Origin of the sequence: Geomonas silvestris, from assembly GCF_014193515.1 — a bacterium.
In the GTDB taxonomy this organism is placed as follows: Bacteria; Desulfobacterota; Desulfuromonadia; order Geobacterales; family Geobacteraceae; genus Geomonas; species Geomonas silvestris.
In genome coordinates, this window is the sequence record NZ_BLXX01000010.1 from 88,131 (window position 1) to 112,752 (window position 24,622).

Below are 24,622 nucleotides of genomic sequence, written 5' to 3' on the forward strand. Positions count from 1 at the left end.
CTGATCCAGGCGCCGTAGCACCCAAGCAAACTCCACATTGCCTTCACATTTCTTCCCTATTGTTCTGTTACCTTGCAGCCATCACGATACCAGGTATAAATTTACAGCCGCCTGCCGGTATGTTAACGTAATTACTTTCATCCAATCCGGCTGTACGATTTCCCCTTTGCTGTTACCAGCAGCTACTCTTTTGTATAAGGTGAGTGCCACACCATGACTGAACCGCATACCAGCAGTGAGCCGGATCTCTCTTACTCTCCCCCCGCCAGGAAAAAGCGCTGGTGGGTCCCGGTCCTGGCCGTCGCCCTGGTCGGGGTGGGCTGGTACCTCTTCGCGGGGCGCCAGCACGCCGCCACCTCGAAGGGCGCCGGCAAACCTGCGCCCCCGCCCGCACCGGTCCTGGCCCTGCCGGCCCGCAAGGGGGACGTCGGCGTCTACCTGAACGGTCTGGGGACGGTCACCCCGCTCAACACCGTGGTGGTGAAGTCCCGGGTGGACGGCCAGCTCATGGAGGTCCGCTTCCGCGAGGGGCAGCTCGTCAAGAAGGGGGAGCTTTTGGCGCTCATCGATCCGCGCCCCTTCCAGGTGCAGCTGACCCAAGCCGAGGGGCAGATGGCCCGCGACCGCGAGCTGTTGCGTAACGCCCAGGTCGACCTGGAACGCTACCGCCTGCTCTGGTCCCAGGACTCGATCCCCCGGCAGCAGCTGGACACCCAGGAGTCGCTGGTGCGCCAGTACCAGGCCGCCATAAAGATCGACCAGGGATCGATCGACAATGCGAAGCTGCAGATCACCTACAGCCGGATCACCGCACCGGTGAGCGGGCGGGTCGGCCTGCGCCAGGTGGATCCCGGCAACATGGTGCACGCCTCCGACACCAACGGCCTCGTTTTGATCACCCAGCTGCAGCCCTCCGCGGTGCTCTTCCCGATCCCCGAGGACAGCCTGCCGCCGGTGCTCGCCAAGCTGAAAACCGGTGCGAAACTCGGTGTGGCCGCCTACGACCGCGAGCAGAAACAGAAGCTCGCCGACGGGACGCTTTTGACGGTCGACAACCAGATCGATCCGACTACCGGCACGGTGCGCCTGAAGGCGCTCTTCCCGAACCTCAACAACGAACTCTTCCCCAACCAGTTCGTGAACGCCCGGCTGCTTTTGGAGGTGAAGCGCCAGGCGGTCCTGGTGGGGACCTCGGCGATCCAGCGCGGGCCGCAGGGGACCTTCGTCTACCTGGTGAAACCGGACCGCACCGTGACCGTGCGCCCGGTGACCGTTGGCGTGGTGCAGGGTGACGACACCTCGATTACGGCCGGCGTGAACGAGGGGGAACTCGTGGTGGTGGACGGCGCGGAGCGGCTGCGCGAAGGGAGCAAGGTCGATATGAGGGATCCCACCAAGGCAGGCCGCGGACGCGGCAAGAACGGCCAGGCGGGGCAGGGCGCTCAGCCGGGCCAGACAGGGCAGGGGACTCCCGCGGGCCATGGCCCGGGTGCCGCGCAGGGGGGCCAGGGGAACCTGGCGAACCCGGCGGGCCCCGGCAACCAGGCCGGGCCGGGGTCGCAGGCGGGCTACGGCGCGCCGGCGGTGCCGCAGGGGAGGGGGGGCCAGAACGCCCCGGCTGCAAGGCAGGCCCAATGAACATCTCGCGTCCCTTCATACTCCGCCCGGTGGCGACCACGCTTCTCATGGTCGCCATCCTTTTGGCCGGCGCCGTCGCCTACCGGCTCCTGCCGGTGGCCGCGCTCCCGCAGGTGGACTACCCGATCATCCAGGTGCGCACCTTCTACCCCGGCGCCTCGCCCGACGTGGTCGCCACCGCCATCACCGCTCCCCTGGAGCGCCAGTTCGGCCAGATGCCCGGCCTCACCCAGATGACCTCGACGAGCTCCGGGGGCGCCTCGGTGATCACCATGCAGTTCTCGCTCGACCTCTCGCTGGACGTGGCCGAGCAGGAGGTGCAGGCGGCTATCAACGCGGGCTTCACCTTCTTACCCAAGGATCTCCCCAACCCGCCGGTCTACTCCAAGGTGAACCCGGCCGATACCCCGATCCTCACCCTGGCGCTCTCCTCGGACTCGCTGCCCTTGCCTCAGGTGGAGGACCTGGCCGATACCCGGCTGGCCCAGAAGATCTCCCAGCTCCCCGGCGTGGGGCTCGTCTCCATCTCCGGCGGCCAGCGCCCGGCGGTGCGCATCCACGCGAACCCGACCGCGCTCGCCTCCTACGGGCTCACCCTGGAGGACCTGCGGACCGCCGTCACCGCGGCCAACGTGAACCAGGCCAAGGGTGGCTTCGACGGGCCGCACCAGGCCTACATCATCGGCGCAAACGACCAGCTCTACTCCTCGAAGGACTTCAAGCCGCTCATCATCGCCTACCGTAACGGCTCGCCGGTGAAGCTCACCGACGTGGCGCAGGTCATCGACGACGCCGAGAACGTGAACCAGGCCGCCTGGATGAACCACACCCCGGCGGTTGTTTTGAACATCCAGCGCCAGCCCGGCGCCAACGTGATCGAGGTGGTGGACCGCATCCAGAAGCTCATGCCGCAGTTAAAGAGCTCGCTCCCCGCGGGGATCAAGGTGCAGGTGCTCACCGACCGCACCACTACGATCCGCGCCTCGGTGGAGGACGTCCAGTTCGAGCTCCTGCTCGCCGTGGGGCTCGTGGTGCTGGTCATCTTCCTGTTCCTGAGGAACCTCCCGGCGACCGCCATCCCGAGCGTCGCCGTGCCGCTCTCTCTGGTGGGGACCTTTGGGGTCATGTACCTCTTGGGGTTCTCGCTCAACAACTTATCCCTCATGGCGCTCACCATCTCCACCGGTTTCGTGGTGGACGACGCCATCGTCATGATCGAGAACATCTCGCGCTACGTGGAGGAGGGGGAGACCCCGCTCCAGGCGGCCTTGAAGGGTGCTGAGCAGATCGGCTTCACCATCCTGTCGCTCACCGTCTCGCTCATCGCGGTCCTCATCCCGCTCCTTTTCATGGGGGACGTGGTGGGGCGGCTTTTCCGCGAGTTCGCCATCACCCTGGGGGTTACCATCCTGATCTCGGCGGTGGTCTCCCTGACACTCACCCCGATGATGTGCGCGCGGCTTTTGAAGCACGTCCCCGAGGAGAAACAGGGGCGCTTCTACCACGCTTCGGGGCGCTTCTTCGAGCGGGTCATCGCGCGCTACGGGAAATCGCTGCAGTTCGTCTTGAAGCACCAGGGGACCACCCTCTTGGTGGCGGTGGCGACCTTGGTGGTGACCGTGCTCCTCTACGTCTGGATCCCCAAGGGGTTCTTCCCGGTGCAGGACACCGGCGCCATCCAGGGGATCTCCGAGGCGCCGCAGTCCATCTCCTTTGCGGCGATGGCCGAGCGTCAGCAGGAGCTGGCCCGGGTCATCCTCAAGGACCCTGCGGTGCAGAGCCTCTCCTCGTTCATCGGGGTGGACGGCACCAACACCACGCTCAACAGCGGCAGGATACTCATCAACCTGAAGCCGCTTGCCGACCGCGACCTCTCGGCGACCGAGGTGATCCGCCGCCTGCAGCCCGAGCTCGCCAAGGTCCCCGGCATCCAGCTCTTCATGCAGCCGGTGCAGGACCTGACCGTGGACGCCCGGGTGGCGCGGACCCAGTACCAGTACACCCTGGAGGACCCCAATACCGACGAGTTGAAGGCCTGGGCGCCCAAGATCGTGGAGGCGCTCTCCCAGCGCCCGGAACTTAGAGACGTAAGCTCCGACCAGCAGGACCTGGGGCTCATGATGGCGCTCGACATCGACCGTTCTACCGCCTCGCGGCTCGGGATCTCCACCCAGACCATCACCGACACGCTCTACGACGCCTTCGGTCAGCGCCAGATCTCCACCATCTTCACCGAGCTGAACCAGTACCGGGTGATCCTCTCGGTGGCCGACGAGTACAAAGAGGGGCCGCAGGGGCTCTCCGCCATCTACCTCCCCGGTACGGCCGGCGGCAGGGTGCCGCTCTCCGCGGTGACCCGCGCCAGCGAGGGGACCACGCCGCTCGTGGTGAACCGCCAGGGTCAGTTCCCCGCCGTGACCGCCTCCTTCAACCTGGCCCCCGGCGTCTCGCTGGGAGGGGCGGTGGCCGCCATTGAGGAGGCGACCGCCAAGATGGGGCTCCCGGTCAGCATCAAGGGGAGCTTCCAGGGGACCGCGCAGGCCTTCAAGGACTCGCTCACCAACGAGCCGCTCCTGATTCTCGCCGCGCTCATCACCGTGTACATCGTTCTGGGTGTGCTCTACGAGAGCTTCATCCACCCGATCACCATCCTCTCCACGCTCCCCTCGGCCGGTGCCGGCGCGGTGTTCTCCCTCATGGTCTGCCGCACCGAGCTCTCCGTCATCGCCGTGATCGGGATCATCCTGTTGATCGGCATCGTGAAGAAAAACGGCATCATGATGGTCGACTTCGCCATGGAGGCCGAGCGAAAGGAAGGGAAGAGCCCCGAGGAGGCGATCTACCAGGCCTGCCTTTTGAGGTTCCGGCCCATCATGATGACCACCTTCGCGGCGCTGTTGGGTGCGTTGCCGCTGGCGCTGGGGACCGGCGTGGGGAGCGAATTGAGGCGCCCCTTGGGGATCTCCATCGTGGGCGGCCTCATCATCAGCCAGATCCTGACCCTCTACACCACCCCGGTCATCTACCTGGCCTTCGACCGGATGTCGCGCAGGATGAGGAAAGAGTAAGGTCAAAAGCATTACCACAGTACACAGAGGAAACTGCGAGGAACACAGGGGAAAGCTAAAAAAAATCGGTTATAGCGGCAAAGCATTAACCACAGAGGCGCACAGAGGCACACAGAGGAACACAGAGGAACACAGAGGAAAAGCAAAAACAGGATCGGGTTTAAAGCTTACCCCCAAGCTTTTGTTTTTGACGTTGTTTTCCCTGTGTTCCTCGCCTTTCCCTCTGTGTCCTCTGTGTTCATGCTTCTGATTTTGCTTCTGATTTTTACTCCTGGATTTTGCCTCAGATTTTGCTGTGGTTTTCCTCTGTGTTCCTCCGTGTCCTTGTGGTTCGAGCTTTTACGATTTTTAGGAAACCATGAACATCTCTGCCACCTTCATACGCCGACCGGTCGCCACCACGCTCCTTACCATCGGGCTGGTGCTCGCGGGCATCATCGGCTTTCGCCTCTTGCCGGTGTCGCCGCTGCCGCAGGTCGACTTCCCGACCATCTCGGTGAGCGCCTCGCTCCCCGGCGCCGACCCGGAGACCATGTCCACCTCGGTGGCGGCCCCCTTGGAGCGCCAGTTCGGCCGCATCGCCGGCGTCACGGAGATGACCTCCACCTCGAACCGCGGCGCCACCAGCATCACGCTGCAGTTCGAGCTGAACCGCGACATCAACGGCGCCGCCCGCGACGTCCAGGGGGCCATCAACGCGGCGCGCGGCTACCTGCCGGCCAACCTCCCCAATAACCCGACCTACCGCAAGGTGAACCCGTCCGACGCACCGATCATGATCATCGCGCTCACCTCGGACACCATGACCAAGCCGCAGCTCTACGACGCTGCCTCCTCGATCCTGAACCAGAAGCTCTCCCAGGTGGAAGGGGTGGGGCAGGTTTTCGTGGGGGGAAGCTCGCTCCCCGCGGTGCGCATAGACCTGAACCCGCTCGCGCTCAACCGCTACGGGGTGAGCCTGGAAAACGTGCGCGGCGCCATCGCGGCCACCAACGTGAACCGCCCCAAGGGGAACCTGGTCAAAGGGGACCAGAGCTGGGAGGTGCGCTCCAACGACCAGCTGAGAAAGGCGGCCGAGTACCTCCCCCTGGTGGTGAGCTACCGAAACGGCGCCGCGGTGCGTCTCTCGGATGTCGCGAGCGTCAAGGACTCGGTGGAGGACATCCGCACCATGGGGATCGTCAACTCCAAACCCGCGATCATGGTGATCCTTTTCCGCCAGCCGGGCGCCAACATCATCAAGACCGTGGACAACGTGCGGGCGCTCCTGCCGCAATTGAAGGCGGCGCTCCCCGGCGGCGTCGACCTCTCGGTGGTGCTGGACCGCACCCCCCCCATCCGCGGCTCCTTAAAGGACGTGGAGTTCTCGCTCATGGTCTCGGGCGCCCTGGTCATCCTGGTGGTCTTCTGGTTCCTGCGCAACGTGCGGGCCACCGTGATTCCGGCCGTGGCGGTGGCGGTCTCCATCATCGGCACCTTCGCGGTCATGTACCTATTGGGCTACTCGCTCGACAACCTCTCGCTCATGGCGCTCACCATCGCCACCGGGTTCGTGGTGGACGACGCCATCGTGGTCCTCGAGAACATCACCCGCTACCGCGAGGCGGGGCTCTCGCCCTTGGAGGCGGCCCTCAAGGGGAGCAAGGAGATCGCCTTCACCGTGGTCTCCATGAGCATCTCGCTCATCGCGGTCTTCATCCCGATCCTGCTCATGGAAGGGATGGTGGGGCGGCTCTTCCGCGAGTTCGCGGTCACGCTCTCGGCGGCGATCCTGGTCTCCCTGGTGGTTTCGCTCACCCTTACCCCGATGATGAGCGCGAAGCTCCTGAAGCCGGAGGTGCCGCGCGAGCACGGCTGGCTCTTCCGCCTCTCGGAGCGCTCCTTCGACTGGCTGCACCGGCGCTACGAGACCACGCTGCGCTGGGCGCTGGGGCACACCCGGATCATGCTCGGCGTGCTCATTATCACCCTGGTGGTGAACGTGCTCTTGTTCCGCCTGGTCCCCAAGGGGTTCTTCCCGGAGCAGGACACCGGGCGCATCTCCGGCTCGATCCAGGCCGCGCAGGACACCTCGTTCCAGGCGATGAGCGACAAGCTAGCCCGCGTAGTCGCCGTGATCAGGCAGGACCCGGATGTGGAGTTCGTCACCGGTTTCACCGGTGGTGGCGGCTCGACCACCAACACGGCGCGCATGTTCATCGCGCTCAAGCCCTTCGACAAAAGGAAGGCGACCGCCTCGGAGGTCATCAAGAGGCTGCGCCCGAAACTCGCCCAGATCCCCGGCGCGCCGACCTTTCTGCAGCCGGTGCAGGACCTGCGCGTGGGGGGAAGGATCAGCGCCTCGCTCTACCAGTACACCCTGAAGGGGACGAATTCCACGGAGCTCAACGACGCCTCGCAGCGGCTCTTGCGCAAGCTGCGCACCGTGCCGCAACTGGTGGACCTGAACTCCGACCTGCAGGACAAGGGGCGCGAGGCGACCCTGGTGATCGACCGCGCCACCGCCTCCCGCATGGGGATCACCCCCGCCGCCATCGACAACGCGCTCTACGACGCCTTCGGCCAGCGCCAGGTCTCGGTGAACTACACGCTTTTGAACCAGTACCACGTGGTGATGGAGGTCGACCCGGCCTTCTGGCAGAGCCCGGAGACCCTGAAGGACATCTACGTGCCGGGGACGGGCGGGGCCCTGGTGCCGCTTGCCACCTTCACCCACTTCGAGCCTTCGGCCTCGGCGCTCGCCGTGAACCACCAGGGCCAGTTCCCGGCCATCACGCTCTCCTTCAACCTGGCGCCGGGGGTGGCGCTCGGCGACGGGGTGAAGGCGATCGAGGCGGCGGCCCGCGAGGTCGGCATGCCGGCCGGGGTGCAGGGGAGCTTCGCGGGGACGGCACAGGCCTTCCAGGCGTCGCTTGCCAACGAGCCGTTCCTCATCCTGGCGGCGCTCATCACGGTGTACATCGTGCTCGGCATGCTCTACGAGAGCTACATGCACCCCTTGACCATCCTCTCCACGCTCCCCTCGGCAGGGGTGGGGGCGGCGCTCGCGCTGCTCCTCTTCAGGACCGACCTGAGCCTCATCGCCATCATCGGGGTGATCCTCTTGATCGGCATCGTGAAGAAAAACGGCATCATGATGGTGGACTTCGCCCTGGCCGCCCAGCGCCAGGAAGGGAAAAAGCCCGACGAGGCGATCTTCGAGTCCTGCCTCTTGCGCTTCCGCCCCATCATGATGACCACCATGGCAGCACTCTTCGGCGCCCTGCCGCTGGCGCTGGGGACCGGGGTGGGAAGCGAACTCAGGCGCCCCTTGGGGATCTCCATCGTCGGAGGGCTCATCTTCAGCCAGATGATGACCCTGTACACCACGCCGGTGGTCTATCTCTACCTGGACCGCCTGCGCGCCTGGCTGGATAAAAAACGCGGCCGCAGCGAACAGCGCCGCCTCTACGAGGAGAGCCGCGACCGGCTCGCCCCCGATACCGAGCACTAGCTTTAGTTTTCCCTTGTGTCCCTGAGGTCCCTTGCGTCCCTTAGGTCCTCGATAAGGAACTAACCATGACCAACCATCTCGCAAAACTAAGCCTGCTGCTGCTCCCGCTGGCCTTCTCCGCCTGCACCGTGGGGCCCAACTACGTCCGTCCCGAGGCTCCGGTTCCGGTCGCCTTCAAGGAGGTACAAGGGTGGAAGCTCGCCCAGCCCGGCGGCAGCGGGAAGCTCAGCGAGACCTGGTGGCAGCTCTTCAACGACCCGGACCTGACCGCCCTGGAAGAGCAGGTGGTGGTCTCCAACCAGAACCTGAAGGCGGCCGAAGCCCAGGTGCGCCAGGCCCGCGCCATCATCCGGGAACAGCGCTCCGCCTACTTCCCGACCCTCAGCGTGGGCGCCTCGGTCACCCGGTCGCAGCGCGGCGTCACCACCACGAGTGCCAGCGGGGGGAGCCAGAGCGGCACCGTGAACGGCACGGTCTTCTCGCTCCCCTTCGACTTTTCCTGGGAGGCCGACGTCTGGGGACGGATCCGGCGCAGCGTCGAGGCGGCCAGCGACAGCTACCAGGCGAGCGCGGCCGACCTGGCGGCGGCCCGGCTGAGCGCCCAGGCGGAACTCGCCCAGGATTATTTCCTGATCCGGGTCCAGGACCTGCAGCAAAAGCTTCTTGACGAGACGGTGGCGAGCTACCAGAAGGCCTACGACCTCACCCTGAACCGCTACAAGGGGGGAGTGGCGGCAAAGAGCGACCTACTCCAGGCCGAGACCCAGCTGAAGACGACGCGGGCCCAGGCGATCGACCTCGGCGTGCAGCGCGCCCAGCTCGAGCACGCCATCGCGCTCTTGGTCGGCAAGCCCGCCTCGAACTTCGCGCTCCCGGTGCGTCCGTTCGCACCGCTCCTCCCCCCGATCCCGACCGGGCTCCCCTCCGAGCTCCTGGAGCGCCGGCCGGACATCGCCGGGGCGGAGCGGCGCATGGCAGCCGCCAACGCCCAGATCGGGGTGGCCAAGGCCGCCTACTACCCGACCGTGGGGCTCTCGGCCTCGGCCGGGTTGCAGTCGTCGAGCCTCGCCGACTGGTTCAGCTGGCCCAGCCACTTCTGGTCGGTCGGGCCGGTGCTGTCGCAGACCCTCTTCGACGGCGGGCTGCGCCGCGGGCAGAACGAACAGGCCCAGGCAGCCTACGACCAGACCGTGGCCAACTACCGCCAGACCGTGCTCGCCGGGTTCCAGGAGGTAGAGGACAACCTGGCCGCGCTGCGCGTCCTGGACGCGGAGGCGGCTGCCCAAGATGACGCGGTGCGGGCCGCGTCGGAAACCGTTGCTGTGGCGCTCAACCAGTACCGGGCCGGCATCATCAGCTACCTCAACGTCACCGTCGCCCAAAGCACCGAACTCGCCAACCGGCGCAGTGCGGTCAGTATCCTCGGCCGGCGCCTGACCGCGAGCGTGCTCCTGATCAGGGCCCTGGGCGGCGGCTGGGATGCCGCGACGCTCGCCGAAGCGACAAAGGGGCATTGATGCGCCACTGAAATCCCGTTTTCGGCGTGCCGATTGTCACATGGAGTCATGCCATTCTTTGAGCTTGTCAAAGCCGTACCCTTGCTATACTATCCAGCCGAAATCTACTTTGATTTAATTAGGGGATCTACTGTGAAAACCGCGCTCAAGCTTCTTTGTGTAGTGGCGCTCGCCTCCTTGTGGGGGGGGTGTGGCATCGACTGGTTTCCCGCCGTGACTCAATCGCCGAACACGCCCAATGGTTTCACCTTCACTTCGAAGATCGGAGTACCGGTTCAGGGAAATATTTCCTCCAATGCTATTGTCGTCAGCGGGTTCGCCAATAACTCCACGGCTGCTTCCTTGAGCGTCTCCAGCGGCAGTGCCTTCTCGGTCAATGGCGTGCGCGCCACCGGCCTGACCGGAACCGTGAAGAACAACGACACGGTGAAGGTCATCCAGACCGCGGCAAGCCAGCTGGGGACCACGCAGGTCACCAACATCAACATCGGGACCCGCCCGGGGACCTTCACCACGGTCACCCAGACCATTAACACGCCGATCTTCACGCAGACCACCGTTCAACCGTCGCCGTCTTTCACGCAGATAACGACCGGACCCCTCACCGCACTGGACCCGGGGCACACCATCAAGATGAGCGGCCCCGGTACCTTCTTCTCCGTCACCGACGCCAGCAATAACAACGTGATTGCCTTCACCAGTTCGGCGGCCACGTTCAACGTTTCGAACCTGGCAAGCCATCACCTCCTGCTGCAGATTCCTACGGGCGCCACCGGAACCACCTCCCTGACCGTCGATGCGACGACCTACGTCATAGAAAACACCTCACCGTTTGGCGTGACAACTCTGCCCCAATAGCTTTTCCCCGCGAGGTGGCGCCCGTTTTCGGCGCCACCTCGCCGTTTAACCACTGCCGTTCACTCTTCTCTGTCTCTGGCTACCTCAGCGCCGTTTCCCTCTTCCCGGGCTTGCCCGTATCGCTCAGCCCCTCTTCCTCGCCCCTTTGGCGGTTGCCTGCCTGTCACAGTCCGCACTCGTCAGACTGTCAGCTTCTGCTTGTCCCCCCCAGTTCTCTCTCTGTTCGGCAAGGCGCCTGGCTGACCCTCTCTACAAAAGCCCCTTCATTGACATTGCAGAGCGGTAATGCTATCAATAGTTAAAGGTGATTAATGATTTTTCAGGAGGTGGGGTATGAGGATACGCGTAAGACTGGCTCTTATAGTTGGCCTGTTGTCGCTGCTTGTGGTGCCGCTTGGCTATCGGGCAGTCCTTGCGGCAGAAGAGAAGACGCCGGCCGACCTGACCCGGGAACTCGAGGAAATGCCGGTACTGACCGGGGAGGAATGGCAGACCCTGCAGCCCGACACCAAGGTGGCCTTCATCTGGGGGGTGGGGCACGTGGTCACCATCGAGGAGAACGTGGTGCAGCGGCACCCCGAACTAAAGCGCCCCGACTTCACGGCGAAGCTTGCCGAGGGGCTGCGCGGCGTGCCGATGAGCACCATCATCCAGGCGGTGGACGCCTACTACCGTAACAACCCCGACGACCTCGACATGCCGGTGTTGCGGGTGGTCTGGCGCCAGTTGGTGAAACCGAAGCTGAAAACCGGCATCGCGGACCGGCCCCTTGCCACGAGCCAGCAGTAACTCCGGAGCGCAAGGTCCAAGGAGGCAACCATGAGAGCAATAAGGGTAGTGACTCTCCTCATTCTGGCCTTGGTGCTGTTCGGCTGCGTCGGCATGTCGAACCGGCAGCAAGGGACCTTGAGCGGTGGCGCCATCGGAGCCGGTGGCGGTGCCCTTTTAGGGGGGGTCTCCGGCGGGAGCCCCGCCGTTGGAGCGGTGCTGGGCGGAGCGGCAGGCGCTCTTACCGGCTATATTCTCGGCGACCCCGGCGACCACCGCGGCGGCCGCCGCCACCACGAGCGCTAGGTACTGAGGTTCGGCAGGCATCGAGCAGTCCAAACGCCGGATGCAACGAAGGAGCGATTCCGGCACTAAAAGGAGGTACATCATGAAGATCGCGAGAAGCATCGTCGTGACAGCGCTGGCCCTGGTACTCGTCGGGGCACTGGCTGTTGCTGCCCAGGCCAGAGACAGCGCCAAGGACGTCCGGGACTCCGCAAGCGTACTGCAGACCATCATGAAGATTCCCGAAAAGGGGATCCCGCCGGTTCTCTTGCGCGACGCGCAGGCCATCGTCATCGTCCCCGACGTCATCAAGGGGGCCTTTATCGTGGGCGGTCGTCACGGCACCGGTGTCGTCGTGGTGCGCCAGGAAGGGGGCGGCTGGAGCGACCCGGCCTTCGTGAGCCTGACCGGCGGCAGTATCGGTTGGCAGGTGGGGGGACAGTCCACCGACGTCATCCTGGTCTTCAAGCACCGCAAGGGTGTGGAGGGGCTTTTAAAGGGTAAGTTCACCCTCGGTGCGGACGCTGCCGTGGCAGCCGGTCCGGTGGGGCGCAGCGCCGAAGCTGCCACCGACATCATGCTGAAGAGCGAGATCCTCTCCTATTCGCGCAGCCGCGGCCTCTTTGCCGGCGTGTCGCTGGAAGGTGCCTCTCTGCAGGTGGATGAGGACGCCACCGCGGCCTACTACGGCGGCAGGGCGCGTGCCGCAGACGTCCTTTCCGGTAAGGGAGGGAAGGCGACTTCCGAGGTGAAACATCTCAAGCAGCTGTTACACCAGTACTCCATCATGAAATAGGCCCCGCGCCGGGAGCGAGGTCACACTCCCGGCGTTCCCACCCATCCCACGCAGCAGGAGCGCCGGTCGGAAAAAAATCTCCAGTGGTTCCGGTGCCGTACCGATACCTTAACAGTGAGATCTTGCCCGAAGCCGCTGATCCTGCTACATTGTTGTCGCCTGCCGGCCAGAAAACCGCCCGGAGCACCCCAGAAAGCCCGTGTGATGTGTCCTCCCGCTCGCTGCAAAGGAATCGCCTGCATGACCTACCCGAGATGTCTTGGCACCACCCTCACCACCTGCAAGCTCTGGCTGCTCGTTGCCGTCGTTGCGCTAACCGCCCTGGGGCCTCTGCCGGCCCGGGCCCAGGGAGCCGCGCCGGCTCCTCCCCGCGAGCCGGCCAAGGCCTCCACCGCGGCCCCTTCCCGGGAACCCGCGCGAGTCTTCGCACCCGCCGGTCGCGCCAACTTCATCGTCTCCGGGCTGGACACCCTCTCAAGCTCCGCGGTGGAGATCTTCACCCTCGCCTTGTCCGGGAAGATGGACCGGGTGCCCAAAAAGCTCGAACAGCTCAAGAAGAATGCCGCCGCCTTCGACTACCTCCAGGACGAGGGGAACAGCATTCTGCTGCCGCGCCTGGGACGCACCATCGGGGAGCTGGACGCCGCGGTTCAGACCAAGAACCGCCTGGACACCATGCGTTACTCGAACCGGATAACCCTGATCGCGGCCACGGTCGCGGTCCCCTTCAAACCGGTCATCCCCACCGAACTGCTGCTGCTTGACTACAACGGCCGGGAGCTGGAGATCTGGAGCGAGGTGAGAAAGCTCGAAAAGCTCTCGACCGTGGTGATCCGCATGCACCTCGCCTGGCAGACCCTGATGCCCAAGCTGGTGGAACAGAACAGCCTCAAGGAGCTGCGTCGCTTCTCCGACCTGATGGGGCACCTCGAGCTCGCCAAGGCCCCCGAAGAGTACGCCAAGCTCTCGCGCCAGGTGCTGGTGGAGACCGAGGCGATGAAGTCGATTTTCAGCAAACCCGCCCCCAAGTAGCCGCCCCGGCGGCTACCTCCCCCGGCTCCGTTTTCTTAAGCTCCCGGTTACCCTCTGTCACCCTTCCGCACTGTCAGATAAATCTTTCATTTTTAAACCTCTGCCGCGGTATCAATTCAAGTTTGCTCACGATCCGACCGAGAAGTTAGTAAGAGTTCCTCTGTTACTCGTCAAGAAGGTGAGCCGGACTCTTTGTGGCTGCGCGCAGCCGGGTACTCTTCCAAAGGCGCACCGGGTTGCTGCACGACAGATACGGGCGCAGGACCTGCCACATGCAGTACGACTATCGGTTTTAGGGGCACCATGACAGGTACGCCATCACTTACCGCGAGGAGACCGGGAACCGCAGTATCCCGGCGCCGGCCCGTGCGCGCGCTAACCCGCGCCCTGCTGGTGCTGGTCGGGGTGCTGCTCGGTTTCCCTGCCCTCTTGGGGGCGGCGGGAAATTCGGAGTACCAGGTGAAGGCCGCCTTTCTCTACAACTTCATGAAGTTCGTGGAGTGGCCCGGCGACAGCCTCAACGCGGCCGGGACCATCACCCTGGGGATCCTGGGGAAGGACCCGTTCGGCGAGGCGATCGAGGAGGTGCGCGGTAAGACCGCCAAAGGGCGGAGCATCGCCGTGGTGCACCTGCGCACCCCGGAGGAGGCCCGGGAGTGCGACCTGCTCTTTGTCTGCGCCTCGGAAAAGGGGCGTTTCGCCCAGATCCTCAAGGCGGTGCAGAACTACCGGGTGCTCACCGTCGCCGACCAGGAGGGGTTCTGCCAGGCAGGCGGCATGATCAACCTGGTCTCGGTGAAAAACAGGGTCGGCTTCGAGGTGAACGTGGCTGCCGCCACCCGGGCCCGCCTGAGGATCAGCTCCCAACTGCTCAAGTTGGCAAGGCAGGTAGTGGAATGAACAGGATGCGGATCATCCCCAACCTGAGAGACCTCTCGATCCGGCGCAAGCTGGTCGCCTTGCTGCTGGTCACCAACTGCGCGGTCCTGGCCCTGGTGGCCTGCGCCTTCGTGGTCAACGAGGCGACCCAGTTCCGCGTCGGCGCCCGCGCCGAGCTGGCGGCCCTGGCGGAGATCATCGGCAACAACACCTCGGCGGCGGTCGCCTTCAACGACCGCGTGGCGGCCAGCGAGACCCTCTCGGGGCTGCGGGCCAAGCCCCCCGTAATGGCCGCCTTCGTGCTCTTAAAGGACGGCTCGGTCCTGGCGAGCTACCTGGCCAAGGGGGTGCAGGCATCCCGGCTCGGATTCGCACAGACCGGCGCCGACGGGATCCGGGTGGACGCCGCCCGGCTCGCCGCCAGGGTGCGTGCCGCGGACTCCCCCTTTGCCCTCGCCTCGGACCTCTACGGGGTGTCGCCGATCATCCTGGACGGCCAGGAGATCGGCACCGTGGTGCTGCGCTCCGACTGCCGGGAACTCGCCGACCGCCTGCTGCGCTTCTTCGGCGTGCTGGTCGCGGTGATGCTTGGGGGGCTCGCCCTGGTCTACTTCCTCGCCTCCCGGCTGCAGCGGGTCATCTCGGACCCGATCCTGCACCTGGCCCAGGTGATGAAGCGGGTCTCCACCGAACGCTGCTACTCGGCGCGCGCGGAGAAACACGGCGAGGACGAGCTGGGGACCCTGATCGACGGCTTCAACGAGATGCTCGGGCAGATCGAAGACCGCGAGGCGCGGCTGGCGGCCCAGCGCGACCAGTTGGAGGACCAGGTGCTGGAGCGCACGGCCGAACTGAGCCAGACGGTCGACAAGCTCAAACAGTCCAAGGAGGTGGCGGAGGCCGCCAACCTCGCCAAGTCGCAGTTTCTGGCCAACATGAGCCACGAGATCCGCACCCCGATGAACGGCGTTCTCGGGATGGTGGGGCTTTTGCTGCAGAGCGGGCTCTCCGGCCAGCAGCTCGGCTTCGCCGAGGCGGTGCGCAGCTCCGGGGAGTCGCTGCTCTCCATCATCAACGACATCCTGGACTTCTCCAAGATCGAGGCGGGGCGCCTCGAGCTGGCGACGGTCGCCTTCAACCTGGTCGATGTGGTGGACGAGGTGGCGGAGATGTTCGGGCCGGGGGTGCAGCGCAAGGGGATCGAGCTTACCGCGCTGGTGCACGAAAGGGTGCCGCGCCTGGTGGAGGGGGACCCGGTGCGGCTGCGCCAGATCCTGGTGAACCTGGTGGGGAACGCGGTGAAGTTCACCGGAGAAGGGGAGGTGCAGTTGCGGGTTTCCCCGGCCAGGGAGTCCGGCGCTGCGGGGCTCTTGCGCTTCACGGTGACCGACACCGGCATCGGGATCGCGCCCGAGGCCCAGGAGCGCATCTTCGACAGTTTCTCCCAGGCCGACTACTCGACGACGCGCACCTACGGCGGCACAGGCCTCGGGCTCGCCATCGCCCGCCAGCTGGCCGGCCTCATGGGGGGCGAGCTGGGGGTGGAGAGTACCCTGGGGGTAGGCTCCACCTTCTGGTTCACGGCGCGGTTAAAAAAGTGCCTCGGTTCGGCGCTGGCAGGGGAGCGGGGGGCGGAGGCCGAGTGCACCCCGGCCCCCGCCGCCGTCTCCTTCGGGGCCTCGATCCTGGTCGCCGAGGACAACCCGGTCAACCAGGAGGTGGTGCGCCACATGCTCACCCTGCTCGGCTGCCGTATGGAACTGGCCGAGGACGGCATCGTGGTGGCGGAGGCCGCGACGCGCGGCGGCCACGACCTGATCTTCATGGACTGCCAGATGCCGCGCCGGGACGGTTTCGCCGCCACCAAGGCGATCCGGGAGTGGGAGGCGCGTGAGGGGCTCCCACGCGCGCCGATCGTGGCGCTCACCGCCAACGCCATCGCAGGGGACCGCGAGCGTTGCCTGGCCGCCGGCATGGACGACTACCTCACCAAGCCCTTCGACCTGAACCAGTTGCGTGGCATGCTGCTGCGCTGGGTCCCCGACCTGGCGCGTGAGGCGGCCGCAGCGCAGCAAGGGGCGGAGAAGGGGGCGGAGAAGGGGGCGGAGAAGGGGGCGGAGCCCGGGCGTGCCGCTGCGGCCGCGCCGCTTGTCTTCGACCGTGACGGGCTCTTGCGGCGTATCGGGGGGGACGAGGGGTTTCTCGGGATCTTCGTGGAGAAGTACCTGCAGAGCACCGCGGAGCTGCTCGCGGCGCTGGGGGAGGCGATCCGGGAGGGGGACGGGCCGGGGATCCACCTGAGGGCGCACAGCATCAAGGGGGCTGCCGCCAGTATCGGTGCCGAGGCGATGCGCGCGCTGGCGCTGGAGATGGAGACCCGGGCCAAGGCGGGGGAGTTGGCCGACCAGCCGCTGCTCTTCGCCCGGCTCGAAAAGGGGTTTGCCGAGTTCCGCCAGGCGAGCGCGGGGCTGGTGGCGGCCTAGTCGGAGAGTTCCTCCGCGCTGAAGCCGAGCCGGCTCACCTCCTCGACGAGGCGCACCCCGGTTGCGTCAAAGACCCGCTCTTTTACCAGGCGCGCCAGCTCAAGCACGTCCCGCGCGCTGGCCCCCCCGGTGTTGATCAGGTAGTTGGCGTGCACCCCGCTCACCTGGGCGCCGCCCACCCGGAGGTTGCGCAGCCCCGCCTGGTCGATGAGCCAACCCGCCGGTAGTCGCCCCTCTCGGGCGCGGACCCCCTGTTCGGACTCGAAGCGCGCCACCAGGTCGCGGTCCGCCACGCTCGGGTTGGTGAAGTAGGAGCCCACGCTCCGCTCGCAGTCCAACCGGCGCGCGGCCCGCTTGGCGAGGGTCGCGGTCACCCGCTCCCTGAGCTCGCCGACCGGCGCGGGAGTAAGGCTCAGCCGGGTCTCGAGCACCACCAGGATGGGGTTCCGCTTGAAGCGGCTGTCGCGGTAGCCGAAGCGGCACTCCTCGCCGCTTAAGGTACGCTCTTCCAGGGTCTCCGCGTCGAGGACCCGTACCGAGGCGCAGGCCTCTGCCAGCGAGCCGCCGTAGGCCCCCGCGTTCCCCCGCACCGCCCCGCCGACAAGCCCCGGTATCCCCGCCAGCGTCTCCACCCCTGCCAACCCCCACTCCGCGCAACGCCGTACCAGCCCGGTGAGTTCCACCCCCGCCTCGACCACGACCTCCGCGCCCTCCCGGCGCAGGCCCCGCCCGGTACTCCTCAGTGCCACCCCGGGGAAACCGGCGTCGCTCACCAAGAGGTTGCTCCCCCCTCCCATGAGGAAGAAGGGGAGCCCCTGGTGGCGGGCGAAGTCGAGCGCCTCGCGCAGCTCCTGGGTGTTGGCCACCTCGGCGTAGAAGCGGGCGGCCCCGCCGATGCCGAAGGTGGTTAGTGGGGCGAGCGGGATCTCTTCTCTAAGGGTGATCATGGCTACTACCTTAACAGGTAAAGGCCCGAAGGCAAAGCGCTTTTCCGGCAGCCGGCGCCAGGCGCAAAAAAGCCCCGCTTTTTCGGGCGGGGCTTTTCGAGCCTGCGGGCGACCCTCGGCTAGGGGGCCTGCCCCTCTTCGTAGAGCAGGTACCCCTGGCGCTCCTTGCGGAAGCGCTGCACGGAGGCGCCCCAGCGGGCGCTCACCGCGGCGGCCGGGGTCCCGGCCACTACCCCCTGGCGCAGCTCGGCCGAGCCGGCCATGTCGTCGAACCCGGGGCGAAACAGCACCCGGCGCGCCGGTTCCGGCAGCGTGCCGTACAGGGCGCAGAGCACCGCCACCCCCGCCTGTACCGGGGTCACCCGGTGGGGATCGCTGATCTCGATGCGCACCCCCCCCAGCTCGCGGTTCTTGTACTTGGGGGCGCTCGACTTCCCGGGGAGGCTCACCGGGGTGAAGCGGACCGGTTCGAAATGCAGCCCGGCCAGTTGCTCGGCGTTTAGGCGCTGCGCCAAGAGCTGCGGGTCGATCCCCGGCCACCCCACCATCTGGAAGGGGGCCTCGCTGCCGCGCCCCTCAGAGGCGCTGGTCCCCTCCAAAAGCCCGATCCCCGGGTAGAGGAGCGCCGAGGCGAAGCTCGCCAGGTTCGGGCTGGTGGCCACCCAGGCAAGCCCGGTGTCCGGCCAGCGCATCCAGCGCTGCCACCCCTGCATGCGCACCACGCTCAATTCGAGGTGCTCCAGCCCAGGGAGCATCACCTCTCCCTTGATCATGAGCGCCAGTTCCCCGACGGTCATGCCGTGGGCGATGGGGATCGGGTAGAGGGAGGTGAAGCTCGCCGGGAGCTCGCGGCGCACGAAGCCGGCCACGTCGTCGCCGCCCAGGGGGTTGGGGCGGTCCAGGACCCAGAAGGGGATTCCCGCCCGCGCCGCCGCCTGCATGGCGAGCCCCATGGTGGAGATGTAGGTGTAGAAGCGCACCCCCACGTCCTGGATGTCGAACACCACGAGGTCGATCCCCTTGAGGTCGGCCGGCTGCGGCTGCTTCACGGCGCCGTAGAGGCTCTTCACCGGGATGCCGCGCACGCTCGAGTCGCTCAGCTTGACGCCGTCCTCGGCGCTGCCGGTAAGGCCGTGCTCGGGGGTGAAGACCAGGGCCGGCTGCACCCCCTGGCGGGCCATGAGTTCGATGAGGTGCACCCCCTCCACCTGGGCGGAGTGGTTGGTGATGAGGGCGAAGTGTTTTCCCTTGAGCGCCGCGAAGCCCCCCTCGGCGAGGAGCTCAGCACCGGTTTTCACCACGGCGGCGCCGGAAGGGGCGGGAAGGACCAGGATGAAAAGGAGCAGGAACAGGAACAGCATGGTGCCACGTTGCACAGGTAACCGCCTTCGTTGGTGGAAAGTTTTTGTCAGCTTAGCTTCAAAGATACGCTGGATCAAGGATTTATTTGCAATGTAGATACTATTTCGCGCGGAGTTCATACAGTAATTTCCCCTCAAAGACAGACTTCCGATCAATCTTTACTAAAGCTTTTCTGAGATATGCCGATTAAGGTATGCAAACTTCAGGTTAAGAGAGCTGACAGCGTAACTCCCTGAAAGAGAAAAACTGTTAAGGCTTCTAAATATCCGCGCTGTTCCAGACCGCCCAGCCGCTGTAGGTCAATTCCGACCATACAGCGTGTATCGGGCCTTTTATCAAAAGCTAAAGGGGGAAGTAGCATGAAAAAGATGATCGTGGCGTTGGCAGCACTGTGTCTGGTCCAGGCCGGGGTGGCGGGGGCCGAGGAGATCAAGGTCGGCGGCGGGGGGGCTCCCCTGGACGGCGCCTTGCGACCGGTCAAACCTTACTTCGAAAAGGCCACCGGCATCGCCATCAACCTCAACTTCTCCAGCGCGACCCTATCTTTCAAGCAGCTCATCGCCGGCGAGCTGGACGCCGCCACCGCCGGCGTTGCCTACCCGGACCTGCTGACCGCCATGAAGAACGAGAAGCTCGAGGTCCCGGACCCGTCCGCCTACCAGGCGACCATGCTCGGGGTGAGCAAGATCTTTACGGTGGTGCACAAGGAGAATCCGGTCGGCAAGCTCTCCAAGGAGCAGCTGCAGGGGATCTTCACCGGCAAGATCGTGAACTGGAAAGAGGTGGGGGGGAGCGACGCGCCGATCATCGTGGTGCTTTCCAAAATCAACCCGGCGACCAACGCCGCCTACCGCAAACTCGCCCTGAACGACCAGCCGTTTTTGGCCGACGTGCTCGACGCGGGGCGCTTCGAAGACGTGCGCGACAAGGTGGCCTCCACCCCCGAATCGATCGCCTTCGGGCCGACCAGCATGCTCGACACCTCGGTCAAGACCGTCGAGACCCCGGAGTTCTCGCGCCCGGTCAACCTGATCACCAAGGGGAAACCGAGCGCCAAACTGCAAAAGCTCATCGACTACATAAAGGGCGAGGGGAACAAGTACCTCAAGCTGTAAACCGCACCCAAGCGTACCACGGGGGTCTGCGGGCCCCCGACATCCTTGCCGCCCAAGGTCTGGAGTACTAAAGCAATGACTATCAAAACCAAACTCACCCTCAACGTAGTCATCGTCATCCTGGTCATCGCAGCGGTCGCGGTGACCAGCATCGTAGGGATGGGCTTCGTGAAGAGCCGCCTGCAGGATCTGACCCAGCGCAGCACCCCCTTCCAGATGCGCACCGTGGAGTTCCAGCGCGCCATCCAGGGGGCCACCGCCGACCTCACCAAGGTCGCCTCCGCCAAAAGCCGCAACGACTTCGCCGCGGCGAAGGCGGAGGCCGAGCGGGCGCTGGGCGAGGTGCAGGCCGGGCAGGCGGCCCTCAAGGAGCTTTCGGGGGACGCCCAGCTCGCCGCGCACGACGAGCTATCGGCCATAGCCGGCGAGCTCTTCAGCATCACCGACGGCAGGCTCAAGGCCGAGGAGGAGTCCCAGGCCGCGGCCCGCAACATCTCGGAGAAACTCGCCGAGACGAGTAACCGCCTAAAGGAGCTGGACAGCCGGATCAAGGGGCTGCAGTCCGGCGCCTCGAGCTCCTACACCAGGTCCGTGGACACCACCCGCGACGTCTCGGCCCGGGTGCACAACGTGGAGCAGCTGAAGCTCACCCTGAAGGACTTCCAGCTCGGCTTCTTAGAGGTCTTGAAGACCCAGAACAAGAAGGCGGTGCTGATCGCCCAGGGGAAGTGCAACTCGGCGCTCACCAAGGCCCAGCAAAACGACCTCATGAAGACCTCCGCGGCGCTGGCCGGCGATCTTAAGACCCTGAGCGTCAAGGTGCCTCTCTTCATCAAGGCCCAGACCCAGGTGGCCGGGCAGCAGGGGGCGGACACCGCGCAGCGCGACGCCCTGGCCGCCGAGGTGACCGACCGGCTGAACGCGGTCATGCTGACCGCGGAGCAGGAAGGGGCCATGGCCAACGACAACCTCTCCAACGAGACCCGCAAGCAAAGCGGCTACTTCGGCTCCAGCAACCTCGCCACCTCGATCATGGCCGAGAACTCGGAGCTCTTGAGCCTGGGGCTCAACGTGGAGGCGCTCGCCACCCGGGTCGCCACGGCGCGCTCGGTGAAGGACGTCGACCTTTTGGCGGGCGAGCTCTCCCGGGTCTTCGCCCGCGTCGAGGCGCTGCAGGCGGGGCTTGCCAGGTCGCTCACCCGACTGGGGGCCAAGCGGGAGATCGCCACCCTGAACGGGGCGGGCGGGGCGCTCGGGAGCGTCAAGGGGGTGCTCTTCGCCAAGGACGGCGTGCTCTTCAAGATGCGTAACCGCCTCGAGATGGAGGAGAAGGCGCAGGCCTCCACCCAGAAGCTGCGCGAGGTGGTGCGCAAGCAGTCGGAGAACGGCAAGAAGACGGTGAGCGCGGCGCAAGGGGACCAGGAGAAGGCGATCGCCTCGGTGAACCGCATGGTGCACTACTCGATCGGCCTCATCGGCGCCATCAGCCTGGGCGCGGTCCTCTTCGGCATCCTGTTCGGGGCCTGGGTTTACCGCTCCATATCGCGCCCCTTAAGCCAGCTGATCCAGGTCTCCCAGTCGGTCGCGCAGGGGGACCTGGCGGTCGAGATATCGGTCCACAGCCAGGACGAGATCGGCAAGGTGCAGGGGGCCATGGCGGAGATGGTGCGCAACCTGCGCGAGATGGTGGGAAAGATCATGGCGGCCACCGCCTCCCTGGCCCGCAACTCGCGGGAGCTCTCCGGCACCGCCGAGCTTTTGGAGCGCGGCTCGGAGGCCCAGACCGTGCGGGTGGACCAGTCGGCGAGCGCCATGACCGAGATGACCCAGACCACCGTCGAGGTCGCCAGAAACTCGAGCGACACCTCCGAGGCGGCCCTCAGCATGCGGCAGATCGCCGAGCAGGGGCAAAAGGCCATGCGGCACACGGTGCAGGAGCTCGCCGTCTTCGCCGACTCGGTGAAGGAGGCCGCCGCCAAGGTTGAGAGCCTGGGGCAGCAGTCCCAGGAGATCAGCAACGTGGTGACGCTCATAAACGACATCGCCGACCAGACGAACCTCTTGGCGCTGAACGCCGCCATCGAGGCGGCCCGGGCCGGCGAGCAGGGGCGCGGTTTCGCCGTGGTGGCCGACAGCGTGCGCAACCTGGCCGAGCGCACCACGGTGGCTACCAGCGAGATCTCCGAGACGGTGAAGACCATGCAGAACTCGGTCGCCGCCTCGGTTCGCTTCATGCAGGACGAGCGCAACTCGGTTGGGCGGGTGCAGGTCGAGGTGGACGAGACCCTGAAGGCGATCGGCGAGATCGTCAGCTACGTGGAGCGGGTGACCGACATGGTGCAGCGCATCGCCGTGGCCGCCGAGGAGCAGTCCTCGACGAGCGTCGAGGTCTCGGACAACATGGACGGCATCGCCCAGGTGAACCACGAGCTGAAAAGCTCCTGCGTCGACATCCAGCACTCCTCGAGCCAGCTCTCGCAGCTGGCGGGCGAGCTGGACGGGATGGTGGGGTGGTTCAAGGTGTAGCGCGCGGCGCGACAAGGGGAACGGAAAAGGCCCGGAGGCTAAGCGCTTCCGGGCCTTTTTGCGTCGGGGGAGGGAGCCTAGGCGAGGCAGAGGGCGGCGTAGACCCGCGCCGCCTCCAGCACCTCGGCAAAGGGGACCTGCTCCTCGGGGGTGTGGCAGACCTCCAGGGCGCCGGGGCCGAGGATGAGGGGGCGGCAGCCGGCGGCGTAGAAGAGGTTCCCGTCGGAGTGGGACCTGAAGGCGTCCAGCTTGAGCGGGAGCCCGAGCCTCGGGTAGAGCTCCTTCAGCGCAGCCGCCAGGTGGTTGCCGGTCCCCAGGTGGTAGCCGGACGAGGCGAAGTCGAAGTCGACGCTCACCTCGAGGCCGGGGATGTAGCGCTTAGCGCCGGCCACCAGAGTGCGGATCGCCTTTTCCAGCGCCGCGGGATCGCGCTCGGGGGGGAGGTGCAGGTCGATCCAGGCCTCGCAGCGGTCCGGGACCACGAACCCCTTCTGCGAGGAGCGCATCTCGCGGATGGAGTAGACGATCTCGCTCTCCTCGCGCCGAAAGAGCGCGTCGCTGCCCAGGTGCAAGAGCACCCGCAGCATGGACTCCACCGCGTTGTGCCCAAGCTCCGGGAGCGAGGAGTGGCTCTTCACGCCGTGGGTCACGAACCCCGCCTCGAGGTAGCCGTAGTGGGCGAAGCAGGCGGCAAGGGCGGTCGGCTCCCCGATCACCGCCCAGGGGGGGCGGCAGCTCTTAAGGAAGCGGGCGCTCCCGTCGCCGTTTTCCTCCTCGCCGATGGCGAACAAGAGCCCAACCGGCGGGCGCTCTGCCTCGGGAAGTGCCTGGGCGAGCGCAAGCCAGCACTCGAGCATGGCGGCACAGCCACCCTTCATGTCGGCGCTCCCGAGCCCGAAGACGGTCCCCCCCTCCTCGCGCGCCCCGAACTCCTCCAGGTCCCAGGCCGGGACCGTGTCTACGTGCCCCACCAGGTAAAGCCCCGGCTCCCCCTTACCCATGGTGGCGACCAGATTGTAGCGCTCTTCCTCCACCTCCTGGCGCTCGACGGCGAACCCCGCCTGTTTGAGCCGCTCCTCGAGGTAGAGCTGGATGTCCTCCTCCTTGCCCGAGGGGGAGTAGATGTCCACAAGCTCCAGGAAGCTCTCTTTGAGCCGCACCGGGTCGATGGCGGCCAGCACCCGCTCAAGACGCTCGTTCATGTTTCTTCACCGCCTTCTTCTTGTGCCTGCGCGACAGGTTGAGCGTCATGTAGACGTGCTCCTGGATGTTGTCGAAGCCGTGCTTCATAAAGAAGTTGATGGCCGGCTTGTTGTTGGCCGAGGTGTCGATGATCACCATGCGCACCCCCTGATCTTTCATGCGCCTGACGATCTCCTTGAAAAGCCGCTCCCCCACCTGCAGCTTCTGGAGCTCCCGGCGCACCCCGAGCCAGACCAGGTAGCCGTACTTCCAGGGGCTGTTGTGCTTTTTCACCGTGGTCCCCAGGGCGAAGCCGAGGAGCCGTTCCCCCTGCTCGGCCACGATGCACAGCTCGTTGTCCGAGTTGAAGAGGGTGGTGATCTCGTACTCGTCCCAGGTCCGGTACAGGCTCTGCGAGTACTCGGCGGTGAAGAGCTCCTCCCCGATGTGGAACACCTCGGAGAGGTCGTCGATGATCATCTCTCGAATGCGCAAGAGCTCTTCGCCGCTGTGGTTGTTTTCATGCATGCCGCTCTCCCTTCGGGTCGTTGAAGCCTTTGTTCATTATATCAGACTGGCACGACTTAGGCAGGGGGCCGGGAAGGGACCTTGCGGCCCCGGGCATTCGACCGCAACGCTCCAGATTCTCTAGTGATTACAATGAGTAATCCGC

The 24,622-nt window shown here is 65.7% G+C and carries 17 protein-coding genes; 13 read left to right on the plus strand and 4 right to left on the minus strand.

Annotated elements, in window-relative coordinates; genetic code table 11:
• Positions 1-213: 213 nt before the first annotated feature.
• The 11 genes from GMST_RS15240 (at position 214) to GMST_RS15290 (ending at position 16,817) form a co-directional block, all read left to right on the plus strand.
• Positions 214-1,638 (plus strand): MdtA/MuxA family multidrug efflux RND transporter periplasmic adaptor subunit, encoded by a 1,425-nt coding sequence (locus tag GMST_RS15240; protein ID WP_198424566.1) that lies wholly within the window; start codon positions 214-216, stop codon positions 1,636-1,638.
• Positions 1,635-4,706 carry an MdtB/MuxB family multidrug efflux RND transporter permease subunit gene (locus GMST_RS15245; RefSeq protein WP_183355552.1) on the plus strand — a complete coding sequence of 1,024 codons (3,072 nt, stop codon included), beginning with the start codon at positions 1,635-1,637 and terminating at the stop codon, positions 4,704-4,706. The genes GMST_RS15240 and GMST_RS15245 overlap by 4 nt, the downstream gene beginning before the upstream one ends.
• Positions 4,707-5,064: 358 nt before the next feature.
• On the plus strand, positions 5,065-8,199 hold the full coding sequence (locus tag GMST_RS15250; protein WP_183355553.1) for a multidrug efflux RND transporter permease subunit: 3,135 nt from the start codon (positions 5,065-5,067) through the stop codon (positions 8,197-8,199).
• Positions 8,200-8,264: 65 nt separating this feature from the next.
• Complete coding sequence (locus GMST_RS15255) at positions 8,265-9,716, plus strand: efflux transporter outer membrane subunit (protein ID WP_183355554.1); 1,452 nt, start codon at positions 8,265-8,267, stop codon at positions 9,714-9,716.
• 132 nt (positions 9,717-9,848) lie between these two features.
• Positions 9,849-10,574, plus strand: a complete 726-nt coding sequence (locus tag GMST_RS15260) for a hypothetical protein (RefSeq protein WP_183355555.1) — start codon at positions 9,849-9,851, stop codon at positions 10,572-10,574.
• Positions 10,575-10,907: 333 nt separating this feature from the next.
• A complete protein-coding gene (locus GMST_RS15265) occupies positions 10,908-11,363 on the plus strand; it encodes a hypothetical protein (RefSeq protein ID WP_246399692.1) in 456 nt (151 codons plus the stop codon).
• Between the two features lie 30 nt (positions 11,364-11,393).
• Positions 11,394-11,648, plus strand: a complete 255-nt coding sequence (locus GMST_RS15270; protein ID WP_183355556.1) for a YMGG-like glycine zipper-containing protein — start codon at positions 11,394-11,396, stop codon at positions 11,646-11,648.
• A gap of 82 nt (positions 11,649-11,730) precedes the next feature.
• On the plus strand, positions 11,731-12,423 hold the full coding sequence (locus tag GMST_RS15275) for a lipid-binding SYLF domain-containing protein (protein WP_183355557.1): 693 nt from the start codon (positions 11,731-11,733) through the stop codon (positions 12,421-12,423).
• A gap of 240 nt (positions 12,424-12,663) precedes the next feature.
• The gene (locus GMST_RS15280; protein WP_183355558.1) at positions 12,664-13,455 is read left to right on the plus strand and encodes a hypothetical protein; all 792 of its coding nucleotides are present in this window, start codon (positions 12,664-12,666) and stop codon (positions 13,453-13,455) included.
• Positions 13,456-13,821: 366 nt separating this feature from the next.
• Positions 13,822-14,355, plus strand: coding sequence for a TOL_0243 family YfiR-like periplasmic protein (locus GMST_RS15285; RefSeq protein WP_183355559.1), 534 nt, complete (start codon positions 13,822-13,824; stop codon positions 14,353-14,355).
• Positions 14,352-16,817, plus strand: coding sequence for an ATP-binding protein (locus GMST_RS15290; protein WP_246399704.1), 2,466 nt, complete (start codon positions 14,352-14,354; stop codon positions 16,815-16,817). Before GMST_RS15285 ends, GMST_RS15290 begins: the two co-directional genes overlap by 4 nt.
• On the opposite strand, the gene murB is transcribed toward GMST_RS15290, so the two are convergent.
• On the minus strand, positions 16,814-17,764 hold the full coding sequence (gene murB, locus GMST_RS15295) for a UDP-N-acetylmuramate dehydrogenase (RefSeq protein ID WP_183355560.1): 951 nt from the start codon (positions 17,762-17,764) through the stop codon (positions 16,814-16,816). The two genes, GMST_RS15290 and murB, sit on opposite strands and share 4 nt — an antisense overlap.
• 119 nt (positions 17,765-17,883) lie before the next feature.
• Positions 17,884-19,140, minus strand: coding sequence for an exo-beta-N-acetylmuramidase NamZ family protein (locus GMST_RS15300; RefSeq protein ID WP_246399706.1), 1,257 nt, complete (start codon positions 19,138-19,140; stop codon positions 17,884-17,886).
• 345 nt (positions 19,141-19,485) lie between these two features.
• On the opposite strand from GMST_RS15300, the gene GMST_RS15305 reads away from it, so the two are divergent.
• Positions 19,486-20,241, plus strand: a complete 756-nt coding sequence (locus tag GMST_RS15305; protein ID WP_183355561.1) for a substrate-binding domain-containing protein — start codon at positions 19,486-19,488, stop codon at positions 20,239-20,241.
• 75 nt (positions 20,242-20,316) lie between these two features.
• Positions 20,317-22,767 (plus strand): methyl-accepting chemotaxis protein, encoded by a 2,451-nt coding sequence (locus GMST_RS15310; protein WP_183355562.1) that lies wholly within the window; start codon positions 20,317-20,319, stop codon positions 22,765-22,767.
• 77 nt (positions 22,768-22,844) lie between these two features.
• Here GMST_RS15310 and GMST_RS15315 read toward each other — a convergent pair whose 3' ends face one another.
• Positions 22,845-23,969, minus strand: coding sequence for a M20 family metallopeptidase (locus GMST_RS15315; protein WP_183355563.1), 1,125 nt, complete (start codon positions 23,967-23,969; stop codon positions 22,845-22,847).
• Positions 23,953-24,477: a GNAT family N-acetyltransferase gene (locus tag GMST_RS15320; RefSeq protein ID WP_183355564.1), complete on the minus strand. Its 525-nt coding sequence runs from the start codon at positions 24,475-24,477 to the stop codon at positions 23,953-23,955. The genes GMST_RS15315 and GMST_RS15320 overlap by 17 nt, the downstream gene beginning before the upstream one ends.
• Between the last annotated feature and the right edge of the window lie 145 nt (positions 24,478-24,622).

Excerpts from the sequence above, each read along its gene's own strand:
- GMST_RS15240 (WP_198424566.1), top strand. The coding sequence starts at position 214 with ATGACTGAACCGCATACCAGCAGTGAGCCGGATCTCTCTTACTCTCCC.
- GMST_RS15245 (WP_183355552.1), top strand. The coding sequence starts at position 1,635 with ATGAACATCTCGCGTCCCTTCATACTCCGCCCGGTGGCGACCACGCTT.
- GMST_RS15250 (WP_183355553.1), top strand. The coding sequence starts at position 5,065 with ATGAACATCTCTGCCACCTTCATACGCCGACCGGTCGCCACCACGCTC.
- GMST_RS15255 (WP_183355554.1), top strand. The coding sequence starts at position 8,265 with ATGACCAACCATCTCGCAAAACTAAGCCTGCTGCTGCTCCCGCTGGCC.
- GMST_RS15265 (WP_246399692.1), top strand. The coding sequence starts at position 10,908 with ATGAGGATACGCGTAAGACTGGCTCTTATAGTTGGCCTGTTGTCGCTG.
- GMST_RS15270 (WP_183355556.1), top strand. The coding sequence starts at position 11,394 with ATGAGAGCAATAAGGGTAGTGACTCTCCTCATTCTGGCCTTGGTGCTG.
- GMST_RS15275 (WP_183355557.1), top strand. The coding sequence starts at position 11,731 with ATGAAGATCGCGAGAAGCATCGTCGTGACAGCGCTGGCCCTGGTACTC.
- GMST_RS15280 (WP_183355558.1), top strand. The coding sequence starts at position 12,664 with ATGACCTACCCGAGATGTCTTGGCACCACCCTCACCACCTGCAAGCTC.
- GMST_RS15290 (WP_246399704.1), top strand. The coding sequence starts at position 14,352 with ATGAACAGGATGCGGATCATCCCCAACCTGAGAGACCTCTCGATCCGG.
- murB (WP_183355560.1), bottom strand. The coding sequence starts at position 17,764 with ATGATCACCCTTAGAGAAGAGATCCCGCTCGCCCCACTAACCACCTTC.
- GMST_RS15305 (WP_183355561.1), top strand. The coding sequence starts at position 19,486 with ATGAAAAAGATGATCGTGGCGTTGGCAGCACTGTGTCTGGTCCAGGCC.
- GMST_RS15310 (WP_183355562.1), top strand. The coding sequence starts at position 20,317 with ATGACTATCAAAACCAAACTCACCCTCAACGTAGTCATCGTCATCCTG.
- GMST_RS15315 (WP_183355563.1), bottom strand. The coding sequence starts at position 23,969 with ATGAACGAGCGTCTTGAGCGGGTGCTGGCCGCCATCGACCCGGTGCGG.
- GMST_RS15320 (WP_183355564.1), bottom strand. The coding sequence starts at position 24,477 with ATGCATGAAAACAACCACAGCGGCGAAGAGCTCTTGCGCATTCGAGAG.